Below are 13,392 nucleotides of genomic sequence, written 5' to 3'. Positions count from 1 at the left end.
TGTAATTAGTGAAAAAAATTTATGGAAATTAAAGAAGCGCAGCATCTTGTAGATAAGTGGATAAAAACCATGGGTATCCGGTACTTTAATGAGCTGACCAATACGGCTATTTTGATGGAAGAGGTTGGTGAGGTAGCCCGCATTATGGCGAGGCAGTATGGCGAGCAATCATTTAAAAAATCGGATACAGAGGTTAACCTGGCAGATGAAATGGCTGATGTGTTATTTGTACTGATATGCCTGGCTAACCAAACCGGAATTGACCTCACGGATGCGCTGGAGAAGAATATGGAAAAGAAAAGCATCCGTGATGCCGACCGGCATAAGAACAATGAAAAGCTGAAATAAAGAATTAAAACAGAATTAAATTTTGAATTATAAAAATATTTGGAATTTAATTTTGTTTTAATGTAACTTTACAAGGCTGATCAGAATTTATGGTAACACCTTAATTAGCCTTGTTATGAAAGCTTATCTTATTTCGATTACTTTATTAGTTACCCTGTCTGCATGTGGCCCCAGCCATCATAAAGGCGGAGAGAGTGTTGTTCCAGCTGCACCCTCTGCAAAACCTGATAGCCGGATGCTTGAAAAAGCTCCCATTGCAGGGTACGATGCAAATACCGAGCAATCAGGCAATTCAACTAACCCCAGCCCGGTTCGTGATACCACAAAAAAGATCGTTAAAAGCGGTACTATTCAGTTTGAGGTAGGTAACATTAATGGTGCCCGTAAAAAGATCCTGCAATCACTCAAAAAATACGGTGGATACGTTGACGAAGATAACCAAACCACCAACAGCGATATCAACCGTAAGGAGTATAATTTAAAAATAAGTATCCCGGCTCAATATTTTGATTTCCTGGTTGATTCGGTATCAGCTTCGGCTGATAAGGTCGATACTAAAAACATTTCTATAACCGATGTCACCACTCAGTACATCGATATGAAAACCCGGCTGGATAATAAAAAAATTCTCGAAAACCGGTATCTGGAACTACTCAAAAAAGGAACCAAAATCTCGGATCTGCTGGAGATCGAAAACAAACTAACCGAGATTCGCAGCGATATTGAATCGTCACAAGGGCAGCTGAATTATCTGAACAAACAAATTGCTTATAGTTCCTTAGATATCACCTTTTATACAAAAGCAACCACCCAGAATATTGATGATCTGTTTACTAATAAATTTAAAACATCCATTAGTAACGGATGGGATTTTTTAAAAAACCTGTTTTTCGGGATAATTTCCATTTGGCCACTCCTGATAATTGCGGGGATTATTTACTGGATGTTTAAAAGCTGGAGAAGGAGAAGAAGGGTTAAACAAACGGAATGATAATAATGATTTGTCATCCTGAGGCGCGAAGGATCTACTGGTCTATTTGCATATCTACAAATAGATTTTTCACTTCGTTCAAGAAACAGTTCTTCGCTATCGCTCAGAATGACAAAGTTTAATTTTTGGAAGAACTTTACCTAAACCAACCTCACCAACCGCTCTCCCTGTAATACGGGGATTGCGGTTGTAATATCAACCTGCAGGCAAAACTCGATATCTTTTTCGATACCCAGTTTCTTAAGCCGTTCACCATGCGATGTTTTTTTGAGATACAGGTTAATATCATTTTTTCCCAGCTGAAAAAGATCATTAGCGGCAAGAGCAGCATCGTCCAATACAAAACCTTCTGTTTTTAGCTGTTCGATAACGGCCCCGGCAAACAGGGTGTCTTCCAGGTTAAAGTTATTTTTCCAACCGGCGCATACCAGTAATATATTTTCGTGCTGAGTTTTAAGCCAGTTGCTTAATGCTGTAAGATTTAAAAACGAACCAATAGCGATACGCTTGGCGCTGCGCGATAAATGTAATGCGTGGGTGCCATTTGTAGTGGTCAGCACAATGGTTTTACCGGCCACTTTTTCGGCAGTGTAAGAAAATGGGGAGTTGCCAAAATCAAATCCATCTACTACTTTTCCATCACGCTCTGCTGCCAGTAAGTAATCCAGCCCTTTCTCTCTATACGCGGAACACTCCTCAACTTGTGATACCGGGATAATAGCCTCAGCACCGTTTTCAATACCATAACATATAGATGATGTTGCCCTGAAAATATCAATAACCACTACAATGTACTCTGCAACATTATACAACGGCAGCAAAGCCGGGGTAAGGCAAACATGTGCCCCCCGCCCCCCTGAAGGGGGAGGGAGTTGATCAATATTTTCAGACATAATTTTAAATAGATGATTTAACGAAACCCTTGCCAATAGTTCCCCCTTCAGGGGGTTAGGGGGCTTCCTATTTGTAGAAAGGTGGCTTTACAATTTTAGCCTTCACTTTATTGTCCCTGATGCTGATGTATATATCTGCGCCCTCTTTGGCAAACTCCGTATTCACGTAACCCATGCCAATTGCCTTTTGCAGGGAAGGTGATTGTGTTCCGGAGGTTACTTTACCTATATTATTACCATCGGCATCAACAATAGGATAATCATGACGTGGGATACCTCTTTCTATCATTTCAAACCCAACCAGCTTACGGCTTACACCCGCTTGCTTTTGTTGTTGTAAAGCTTCAGAATTGGTAAATGTTTTACTGAATTTGGTTACCCAGCCTAAACCAGCTTCTAATGGCGAAGTGGCATCATCAATATCATTACCATATAAGCAAAAACCCATTTCCAGGCGTAAGGTATCGCGTGCACCTAATCCTACCGGTTTAATGCCAAAAGGCTCGCCGGCGTTAAAAATAGCTTCCCAGATCTGATCGGCATATTGATTATCAAAATAAATCTCAAAACCACCCGCTCCTGTATATCCCGTTGCAGATATGATCACGTTATCAACACCGGCAAATTTTCCTCTGTTAAAAGTGTAATATTCCATAGATACCAGGTCAACATCGGTAAGGCTTTGCAGCGCTTCCGCCGCTTTAGGGCCCTGAATGGCCAGCAGTGAGGTGCGATCTGATATATCTTTCATCTCCACACCCATGGTATTATATTTAGATATCCAGTTCCAGTCTTTTTCAATATTGGAGGCGTTAACCACAAGCATATAAGTTTTTTCGTCTAAACGATAAACCAGCAGATCATCTACAATACCGCCATCTTCATTCGGTAAACAAGAGTATTGCACTTTACCATCGTACAATTTGGAGGCATCATTACTGGTTACTCTTTGTATGAGGTCAAGGGCATGCTCGCCTTTTAAAATAAACTCGCCCATGTGGCTTACATCAAATACACCAACGGCTTTACGTACCGTTTCGTGTTCGGCGTTTATCCCGGCATATTGCACAGGCATATTGTAACCAGCAAAAGGCACCATTTTAGCGCCTGCTTTAATGTGTGTAGCTGTTAAGGCAGTATTCTTCATCTTTAACGTTTATGGCGCAAAAGTAATTATTCTGACGGGAATTTTCAGGGCTCCATGAACCTTGATTTTTGACATCAAATTTTAAGGGCTGATTTGGAGGGCAACAACTAACTCAGTTTCTCGTAAAACTGCGCCAGATCATGAGTCACCGCGTTTACATCATGCTGCTGTTCAACCAGTTTCCGCGCGTTTATACCTACGGCACGGCAATACTCCTCATCGGTAATACAACGCTCAATAGCATCATAAAACTCTTCCTGATTATTAGCGATGATAATATTGGTGCCGTTTTGAAAATTTATGCCTTCGGCCCCGATCGAGGTGGAGATGATACATTTTTGCATGGCCATGCCTTCCACAATTTTCACCCGCATGCCTCCGCCCGATAAAAGCGGCACTATCATAATAGCTTTGCTGTTTACAAATTCATAGGCATCGTCTACCTCGCCCTGGATAAATATTTTACCCATCACCTCGTAATCATCAAAGCGTTCGGGAATATTGTGACCGGCCACATAAAACTTTACGCGCAGATCGCCATCGGTCAGGTCTTTATGAAAATTATCAATAAACCATTCGATGCCTTCGCGATTAGGCAGCCAGTCTAACGATCCCAGGAAAAACAAACTTGGAAATTCTGTTTTTTCAAAATCGGGCTGATACTGCGTAAGATCGATCCCTACCGGGAATATTTCAACCGGGATAGTGGTTCCATACGAGAGGATAGTATTTTTATCTTCGGTTGTAAAAACGGCAATAGCATCAACTTTATTGAGCTGCTGCAGCTCATAATCTTTTACCCTCCGGGCCAGCATACGCAGGTACCATTTTTTAAACAGATCGCTTTTTTGCTGTGCCAGCCGTTGCCATACCTGGTGCTCGATATTGTGCGAGCGATAAATCAGCCTGGCCCTGGAATGTTTGCGTATGGCCGCTAAATAAGGGGTTACAAACAGGCCTTCAAACTGCACAATGTCATAAGCCGTTTGCCGGAGTTCGCGTATTAATAGTTTCTCAAACTCGGCATCATAGTACCGGTCAATATCGTTTGATTTTTTGCTGATCAGGTTTATCAGTCCATCCAGCATGGATATGCTGATGTCGATATTATAAGAGGTATAATTTATTTTAGTCAGCAGGTCGTCCGTTACCTCATGCGGGTTACCGTTATATTTTTTGGCGTTCAACGCTACCAATGATACCTTATGCCCAAGTGCAACCAACCCTTTTATGGTGTTATACACCACAATGGCATAGCCTCCGTTTTTCGGAAACGGCACTCGGTGGGTTAAAATAAGGATTTTCATCAGGGTAAGTTGTTTTTAATGGCGATGAAGCTATCATGAGCCGTTTTACTCATTTCGGTTTGTGAACCTTTAGCTCATGATGGTTTCAATTGGATACCTGGTTTGGTGCAAAAATACCAACCAAAACGCCGTAATCAAAGGTATAGTTAAAAAATACTTAACTGAGGGTCGGTAACACGGAAAGTACGGCGATGATAAGGGGTATATCCAATCTTCATCACCGTTTCGCGATGTTTAATAGTAGGGTAGCCTTTATTGCTATGCCAATCGTACTCCGGATGCTCAGCTGCAATCTGCAGCATAAAATCGTCACGGTAGGTTTTGGCTAAGATCGAGGCTGCCGCTATACTAAAAAATTTACCATCGCCCTTGATGATACATTCGTGCGGGATATTGGGGTATTTTTTAAACCGGTTACCATCAATAATTAAAAACTGTGGTGTTAAATGCAGTTTTTCAATAGCCCGGTGCATGGCCAGGAACGAGGCGTTTAAAATATTAATCTGATCAATCTCCAGGTTATCAACCGAGGCTACGGCGAAAGCTATGGCTTTCTGCTCTATCTCGGCCCGCAGCTGGTATCTTACCTCTTCAGATAGCTGTTTAGAGTCGTTGAGCAAATGATGGTCAAAATCGTGGGGAAGAATAACCGCGGCTGCAAAAACAGGTCCGGCAAGGCAACCACGACCTGCTTCATCACATCCCGCCTCAATCAAATCATACTGGTACCTGGCTGATAACATATAGGGCAAATATAAGAAAGTATTAAGTAGCTAGTATCAAGTATCGAGACACCTTCATTTTTAAAAAATCTCCAAAATAGTCTTGATACTTGATACTAACTACTCGATACTGTAATTAAAATATCCTTAAGGTAAGCAAAGTAATATCGTCAATGGATTTGCTTTTAACCACGTGATTTAAATGCTCCAGGAGGGTGTCATTAAAATGATCGGGGGAAAGATGCCCGTTGGCCTTTACAAAGTCGAGCAATTTATCTTCGTTCCAGATTTTGGTATTGGTGGTTTCAAAATCCATCAACCCATCGGTATAATTAAATATCAGGCTACCGGGTTCCATGTCAATCTCCCCCTCATTTAAAAACGGCAGCTCTTCAAAAACCCCAATCATGGTTGTACCTAGTTTTAAATGGATGGCTTCACCGTCTGAGTATAAGATGCTTGGATTGTGGCCGGCATTTATATAGTTGAGCTTTCGTTTCTTTTCGTTGTACCGGGCCAGGAACAAGGTTATAAACCTTTCGCCCTTGGTGTTGCTCAGCACTATTTTATTCAGGCGATCGATAATGTTGGTCAGGTCTTCCTCTACCGCGGCCCAGGCATGTAAACTGGCCTGAAAGTTGGCCATGAGCAAAGCCGCCGAAATACCCTTGCCAGATACATCAGCAATACACCACAAAAACTCGTTTTCGTTAAGCCGGATAAAGTCGAAATAATCTCCGCCAATATTTTGATGTGGCAGGTATTTAGCACCTATCTCTACACTATCATCCTTGTGCATCCGCAGCGGTATCAGCATGTTCTGCACCTCAACAGCCAGCTCCATTTCGCGTTGAAAACGCTCTGATTGCAAACGCTCACGAAACAACTTTTTATTTTCTAACGCCACAATGATCACATTCATGAGGGTTTGAATAAAGTTCAGGTCATTGTTAAGCATCTCGCCCGAGGTATTGAAATCACCAATGAGGGCGTAGGCCAGCGCTTTGCTTTTATGATGTATGGGGATAAAGTAATTATATTTTTGAAGCAGGGGGTCGTGATGATCAGTTATAGCAACAGGCGACTTGATTTTACTTAATTTATTGCAAGCCCGGCTTAATAAAATAGCCGACTCGATTTCGCCCCCATATTTGGAAATACAGACAAACTTATTTTCCTTCTCGATAAAAAAGCGAAGCTTCCCAACCTGCAGATAACTCTGCAAAATCACTTCAAGCATTTGTATGAGTATAGGAGTAGCGGTGTTTTTATTAATGGCCCGGGTAATCTCTAACAGGGAGTTTAACTCCGACTGTCTTTTGAGCAACAAGCTGATTAATTCATCTTCACCAGAATTATCTTCTATATATTGCATCTGTTGTTAGTAGTCACTCACTAAAGTAAAAAAATATTTTCAAATGCGTGTACTTTGTGATTTTATATCGAAGGCATCGCGCAGGCCAACGGTAACCAGATTAAAAGCATATACCAATAACATAATGGCCAAACCCGGAATGATGGCAAGATACGCCGAGTTCATGACAATATAGCCATAATGTTCTTTAATCATTCCGCCCCAGGTTGGCATCGGCGGCTGCGCGCCAAAACCTAAAAAGCTAAGCCCGGCTTCAAGCAGTATGGCAGACGCAAAATTGGATGATGCCAATACCAGGATAGGTCCGGTTATATTAGGTAAAATATGCCTGGTAATGATACGGGTATTGTTAAAACCTAATGCCCTTGCGGCTTCAATATATTCTACCTGTTTAAGACTCATTACCTGACCACGAACCAGGCGGGCCACCTCCACCCACATAGACAGGCCAACCGCTATAAATATCTGCCACAACCCTTTACCTAAAGCAAAGGATATGGCAATAACGAGTAACAACGCGGGTAACGACCATAATATATTCATCAGCCAGCTCAGACAGGCATCTATCCAACCACCAAAATAGCCGGCAATGGCGCCGATGGTTACGCCAAGCAGCATGCTGATCAATACTGACATGAGTCCTACCGCAAGCGATATACGGGTACCCAGCAACATCCGGCTTAGCATATCACGGCCGTAAATATCCGTACCCAGCCAAAAGGTGCGGGAAACTATTTGATCGGCTACAATTTTATCCGTAAAGCGCTTATAAATCTCCTTGCTTTTATTGACTGAAATACCCGGAGCTAATAGATCTTTACCATAATGATACCGCGACTTAACCCCGTTTACCACTTCAAAAATATTATATGCTTTTCTTTCGGCTTTGTCTTCATCGCCAATATATTCGTTTACAATAATGGAGTCCTGTGCAAAATGGTAACCGATAATGGGAACATCCCGGTAAAATGACGGCTGGCCAAAAAACATCCGTGAAAAGAAACCAACGGTATCAACCGGCTCACTTTTCCGTATCCTCAACATCGTAAAAGAGGTTCCCGGCTTTTTGATACTCAGTTGTATGGTCATATTATTGGCATGCGGACTCTGATCGGGCATAATTAAATACCCCAGTATGGCCACCAATAAGGTCAATATAATAAAAACAAGCCCGGCAACGGCAATTTTATTGCGTTTAAAAGCCTGCCAGGTACGTTTAGATGGAGTAAGATCTGCCAATAGTTATTCTGCTTTCGGCTAAATATCGCTTAAAAGGGTCAATTAACAAACAGGGAAATTAATCTTTACAATGGTTTGTTATTTCACCACCCGGTCTTTCCATAAGTATTTACGATTATTGCCCATCAGCCCAATAACTACAAAATATACAATGTGCAGCGGAATAAGTAAAATAAGCAAACTCACCAGATAAGTACGTTTAAAAAACGTGGTTATGGGCAACAAATAAAGAATCTCGAACAGGTACTTCAATAAAAATTGAACCAGGAAAAGCTTTAAAAAGTATAGGTCATAAAAACCCAATGCGGCATTAACCAACAACGAAACATTAAACAACCAGATACATAAACCAAATACCACCACTTTTTTATCCTTGTACTTGGTTGACTTAGAAGCCCAGCGCCGCCTTTGTTGCATAAATTCCTGCAGCGTATGTTTAGCATGCGTATATACTACGGCCTCGGTTTGTTTCAAAAAGCCGATCCTGCCCGGGTATCGCTCGGCCACTTTTTGCAGTAACAGTTCATCATCACCCGATGCCAGATCATCGATGCCGGCAAAACCACCCACTTCATAAAACACATCTTTCCGATACGCAAAATTTGCCCCGTTACAGGTTGATGCCCGGCCATTGCCAATAAATGCGGCACCAATACCTATTAAATAGCCAAACTCCAGGGTTTGCATCAATTCAAATAAGGAGCGCTCTTCAAAGTAGGTTACCGGCGATGATACCATCACCAGGTTATTTGTTTCGTAATAACCTACAATAGATGATAACCATGCCGGCCCCATGCGGCAATCGGCATCGGTAGCCACCATGAGCTCGCCTGTAGATAATTTGATAGCTTCGGCAATGGCTTTTTTCTTGTAGGAGTTGAGCGCGCGCGCCTCTTGTAGTTGCAGCAACCTAACACCACGGTTGGCATAGCTGCTGATGATGGCTGCGGTGTTATCAGTAGAGTGATCGTCAACAATGATTACTTCAAACAAGTGTTTAGGATAATCCTGAGCTAAAACATCTTCAATGGTTAACTTGATCCGTTCTTCCTCATTACGAGCTGCTATCAATATGGTAACTTTGGTTTGAAAGGATACCTTTTTTACCGGAGTAACCTTTATCCTGCTCCATCCACGCATCAAATAAATTAACAGTAGCAGGTAAATACCTGTTAAAAACAGCGAAACAAAACTATGCAGTGCGATCAAAGAATTTGAGTTTAAAAACGAATAAAGATCCTATAATGGCCGGAATAATTAAATTGATGAGCCATATTGACGATACGCCTGCAATAATAGCTATTTTTTGATCGGTTACATAGGCAAACAAATGGGAAGCGGTAAAACTGCGCACACCCACATCAAGTAAATCAAGTGACGGGACAGCTGATGTTACAAAGAAATAAACAAACAGCATCATCACCATCGGAAAAAACGCGAACCCAGGAATAAGCAGGTGAAATACAATACAGTATTGAATGGTAAACGTAAAATACCGGGCCATACTAAAGCCCAGGATACGTATAAGTTCATTGGTTTTATACCGGCCCATGATATCAAAAAAACGGTGATATTTCCGGAGAAAAGCTATCCGGTTAATCAAATTAATGATGCCTTTGATATGAAAAAAACAGATGAGCAAAATCGCAAGAGTCAATACCGATATAAGGACGATCACGGCAAATAGCCAGGAACTTACGGGGATGTAATTATAAAAAAGCCATACAATGGCTATCAGGCCTAAAAGGTTGGTCATAATAATTTGCCCAAAGGCGCCTACAGCCATGGCAAAAACACCGTGTATACGTTTGCGATTGGGTAAAAACATAACCCGTCCACCGTATTCACCAACCCGGTTGGGTGTGGAAATAGCCCAGGTAAGTCCGCAAAAAACAGCTTCTATTGATTCCCATATCGAAATATTAACTAATCTTTTGGCCAGATATTGCCACTTAAAAGCCTCCAATACCCAGTTAACCACCATCAATAAAACCACTATACCCATAACTATAAACACGTGGGTACTATTTATTTGAGCGGTTAATGCCTGAAACTGTTTGAGGTCGTTGTTCTTTTTATAAAACTGGTGATATATATACCAGCCGGCCATGACCAGCACGGCCGTTTTAAGCGAAATGGAAACTATTTTTTTTGTAGAAGTAGTCAAAGGTAAAATTTATGCAATGTTACAAAAAAACCGGGCAAGCTTTTCGCTTGCCCGGTACAACATCATATTACATGTTTTGTTTACCTCAAACGTGCTTTTAAAAAAACTATTGTATTGGCGTATGCATCCTTGGTGGCGTTGCTATCATAAATGGGATTGCTGGGATTAGCAAAGCCATGATCGGCATCATATTGGTGTAGATACAGTTTTTTACCGGCCTTTTTCATGTCGGCATCAAATTTAGCAACCACCTTAGGGTTTATCCATTGATCTTTATTAGCGAAATTGCCCAATACATCAGCATTTAATGCTTTTAAACGGTTAACATCCTGCTCGGGCATGCCGTAATACATAACGCATCCCACAGCTTTTTTACCGGCCAGCAAACTGGTTTGCAGGCTCCAGCCACCACCAAAACACCAGCCAATAGTTGCGATATGTGCTTTAGGTCCTGTATAAGCAATAGCGCCGTTAATGATAGCTTTTGCGCGATCTTCGTTTACGGCCTGCATATATTTGCCAGCTTCTTCTTTAGTAGTAGCAACCTTACCGTCGTAAAGGTCAAGATCAATTACGTTAACATTACCTAAATCGTTGTAAATCTTTTCAGATTCCTTTTTTACAAAATCATTCAGTCCCCACCATTCGTGTATCACCAGGATGTAGTTATTAGTGGCTTTTTTGGCTTTCAATAAATACGCGGTTGATTCTTTACCATCAGAAGTTTTGTAGGTGATGGCTGTACCAATAGCACTTTGAAAATGAATGGGTAATGGATTTTTGTGGGTGGCTCTGAAATTTTCGCTGGAGGCCAGCATAGCAAACTGCCTTGTTGCCGAAGGTTTACTGCAGCAAACCACCTTGCGCTGTGCAAAAGCAATAACGCCAAAGCCGATAAACAGGATTAAAAGTGTTAATTTTTTCATGGACGGTTTTTTAGTGTTAATAGTATTGTATAACCATTACGTTGGCAAAGTAATTTACGTTGTGGCTTCAAAAAATAAATTTAGAAAAGAACAAAGTACAACTGCCTCATTAACGATCCGTAAGCATTTTCTAAGCAATTACTTTATCAGGTGTTATAGGCAATTCCCGCACTCTTTTACCCGTAGCATTATAAACCGCATTAGCTACTGCTGCAGCCATACCAACCAGGGCAATTTCGGCCATGCCTTTTGCACCCATCGGGTTCAGGATAGGGTCGGGTTTATTGACAAAAAGGGCATCTATTTGTGGAATATCGGCATTTACGGGCACATGGTAATCGGCATAGTTGTTATTAATATAACGACCATAGCGATGGTCGATCACCGCCTCTTCCATCAGCGCCATGCCTATACCGCCAATAGCTCCGCCTACAATCTGGCTCCGGGCTGTTTTAGGGCTGATGATCGTACCGCAATCAGCCACCGACGCTACCTTATCAATCTTTACAACACCTGTAGATCCGTTCACCAATACCTTAACAAAATGTACAGACCAGGAATTCATCGAATATTTATCGCGCCCTTCGCCACCATCTGATTTGGATGTTACTTCAAGTGCTGGCAGGTTATGTTGCTTCAATATTTGTGCGTAATCGGTTTTATTCGTTGCGTTGTCACCTGTTAGTTTTTGAAATTCAGCCTTTAAGTCGGCACAGGCCTTGTGCACCGCGGAGCCCACACTTGCCGTTGTAGCCGAACCGCCTTGTGTTGGTGCCTGGGGCAGATCAGAGGCTCCATTTTCAAAGCTGATCTTATCAGCAGGCATGCCCATTTGATCGGCCGCGATTAATACCATAGCCGTACCTGTTCCCGGGCCAATGTCGCTTACGGCACTTTGTAAATGAAACGTCCCATCCGCTTTCATGGTAGCTTTAACTGTAGCACCACTCCGGTAGGCGCCAAACATGCCGCAACCTATACCGTAGCCCACAAACCAGCCATCTTTTTTTACCATTCCGGGTTGTTGTTTCCGATCGTTCCATCCTATATGATCAGCTCCAAGCTGATAAGCCTCTTTCAAATATTTACTCGAAAAGGGCTTGCCATTTTCCGGATCGGTTTCGGCATAATTACGCAAACGCAGTTCAATAGGATCGATATTTAAGGCATAAGATAACTCATCCAGTGCAGACTCCAGCGCGAATGACCCTGTAGCCTCGCCCGGGCCGCGCATCCAGGTGGGCGTACCCACATTAAGGGCCACTAAATTGTATTTGGTGTTTACGTTAGGGCATGCGTACAAACTCTGACTTACATTAACAGCCCCTTCGGTGAAGTTTTCGTAGGGCGATGTTTGTCCGTATGCCTCGTGTGTAATGCCGGTAAGTTTTCCATCGGCTGTAGCGCCTATACCTATTTTTTGCCAGGTATGCGGCCGATATCCTACCGAAGTAAACATATCTGCACGACTAAGTACCAGCTTTACAGGTTTCTTTACCGCTTTGGCTCCCAGTATAGCTACAATTTCATGCGGCCATGTTCGCAAGGCGCTGCCAAAAGCCCCACCAACAAAGCGGGAGTTCACCTGTACGTTTTCAAGCGGAACATTAAATAATTGCGAAATATCGTGCTGGGTAGCTTTAACACCCTGCGTTTTATCCCATACGGTAATTTTATCATCTGCATCCCAACGGGCAATAATGGCATGCAGCTCCATGGGGTTATGCGTATTGGTGGGTACAAGGTATTCCTGCTCCAGCTTTATCGGGGCTGATTTCCAGGCATCTTCTGTACCGCGCTTGTACAATCCATCACCACGCGGCGGAAATCCTTTACCAAAATTGTCCGTTAAACTGGTTTGATGTTCCTCTTTATTATAGGTTGCTTTAACCAACGATGCGCCATACAGTGCACGTTCATAAGTATCAGCGATAACCAGCGCTATCGGTTGTCCGTTGTAAAATATTTTATCGTCATTAAATACCTTTAACTGGGCTCTTACTCCTTTTTGATCTGGTTGAAATCCCGGAACTTTTGGCGCATTAAGATAAGTCACTACCGATAATACACCCGGAGCCCGCTCTGCCGCTTTAACGTCAAAAGCAGCAATACTACCCTTGGCTATAGTACTACCTACTAATACCCCATAGGTTAATCCTTCTACAGCATATTCGGCAGAATATTTTGCGGCCCCGGTCACTTTTAACCGCCCATCTATCCGGCTCATCCCATCGGCTGATGAAAGCCGGTTTATGTTGATTGCTTTTTCCATAGGAT

12 protein-coding genes are annotated in these 13,392 nt (G+C 42.3%); 2 read left to right on the top strand and 10 right to left on the bottom strand.

Translation table 11 applies throughout. From position 1 onward, the window contains the following. Nucleotides 1-21: 21 nt before the first annotated feature. Nucleotides 22-348, top strand: coding sequence for a nucleotide pyrophosphohydrolase (locus G7092_RS20795; protein ID WP_090472907.1), 327 nt, complete (start codon nt 22-24; stop codon nt 346-348). 115 nt (nt 349-463) lie between these two features. Further along, on the top strand, nt 464-1,339 hold the full coding sequence (locus tag G7092_RS20790) for a DUF4349 domain-containing protein (protein ID WP_166092038.1): 876 nt from the start codon (nt 464-466) through the stop codon (nt 1,337-1,339). 140 nt (nt 1,340-1,479) lie between these two features. Here G7092_RS20790 and G7092_RS20785 read toward each other — a convergent pair whose 3' ends face one another. From G7092_RS20785 to G7092_RS20740, 10 genes are all read right to left on the bottom strand, one after another. After that, nucleotides 1,480-2,232, bottom strand: coding sequence for a 2-phosphosulfolactate phosphatase (locus G7092_RS20785; protein ID WP_166092036.1), 753 nt, complete (start codon nt 2,230-2,232; stop codon nt 1,480-1,482). 67 nt (nt 2,233-2,299) lie between these two features. Beyond that, on the bottom strand, nt 2,300-3,379 hold the full coding sequence (gcvT, locus tag G7092_RS20780) for a glycine cleavage system aminomethyltransferase GcvT (protein ID WP_166092034.1): 1,080 nt from the start codon (nt 3,377-3,379) through the stop codon (nt 2,300-2,302). 107 nt (nt 3,380-3,486) lie between these two features. After that, on the bottom strand, nt 3,487-4,686 hold the full coding sequence (locus tag G7092_RS20775; protein ID WP_166092032.1) for a glycosyltransferase family 4 protein: 1,200 nt from the start codon (nt 4,684-4,686) through the stop codon (nt 3,487-3,489). A gap of 146 nt (nt 4,687-4,832) precedes the next feature. Beyond that, nucleotides 4,833-5,429: a ribonuclease HII gene (rnhB, locus tag G7092_RS20770; RefSeq protein WP_166092030.1), complete on the bottom strand. Its 597-nt coding sequence runs from the start codon at nt 5,427-5,429 to the stop codon at nt 4,833-4,835. A 115-nt stretch (nt 5,430-5,544) separates the two neighbouring features. Continuing rightward, nucleotides 5,545-6,783, bottom strand: a complete 1,239-nt coding sequence (locus G7092_RS20765; protein WP_166092027.1) for a PP2C family protein-serine/threonine phosphatase — start codon at nt 6,781-6,783, stop codon at nt 5,545-5,547. Between the two features lie 39 nt (nt 6,784-6,822). Continuing rightward, nucleotides 6,823-8,022 carry an ABC transporter permease gene (locus tag G7092_RS20760; RefSeq protein WP_166092025.1) on the bottom strand — a complete coding sequence of 400 codons (1,200 nt, stop codon included), beginning with the start codon at nt 8,020-8,022 and terminating at the stop codon, nt 6,823-6,825. A gap of 78 nt (nt 8,023-8,100) precedes the next feature. Next, complete coding sequence (locus tag G7092_RS20755; protein ID WP_235953915.1) at nt 8,101-9,231, bottom strand: glycosyltransferase family 2 protein; 1,131 nt, start codon at nt 9,229-9,231, stop codon at nt 8,101-8,103. Further along, nucleotides 9,215-10,189, bottom strand: coding sequence for a lysylphosphatidylglycerol synthase domain-containing protein (locus G7092_RS20750; RefSeq protein WP_166092023.1), 975 nt, complete (start codon nt 10,187-10,189; stop codon nt 9,215-9,217). The genes G7092_RS20755 and G7092_RS20750 overlap by 17 nt, the downstream gene beginning before the upstream one ends. A gap of 80 nt (nt 10,190-10,269) precedes the next feature. Then, nucleotides 10,270-11,115, bottom strand: a complete 846-nt coding sequence (locus G7092_RS20745; protein ID WP_166092021.1) for a dienelactone hydrolase family protein — start codon at nt 11,113-11,115, stop codon at nt 10,270-10,272. A gap of 130 nt (nt 11,116-11,245) precedes the next feature. Further along, the gene (locus tag G7092_RS20740) at nt 11,246-13,387 is read right to left on the bottom strand and encodes a xanthine dehydrogenase family protein molybdopterin-binding subunit (RefSeq protein ID WP_166092019.1); all 2,142 of its coding nucleotides are present in this window, start codon (nt 13,385-13,387) and stop codon (nt 11,246-11,248) included. Nucleotides 13,388-13,392: the final 5 nt, after the last annotated feature.

The organism is Mucilaginibacter inviolabilis (genome assembly GCF_011089895.1).
Classification (GTDB): Bacteria; Bacteroidota; Bacteroidia; order Sphingobacteriales; family Sphingobacteriaceae; genus Mucilaginibacter; species Mucilaginibacter inviolabilis.
Note: the sequence above shows the minus strand (reverse complement) of the source record. Positions and strands in the feature narration are given on the sequence as shown.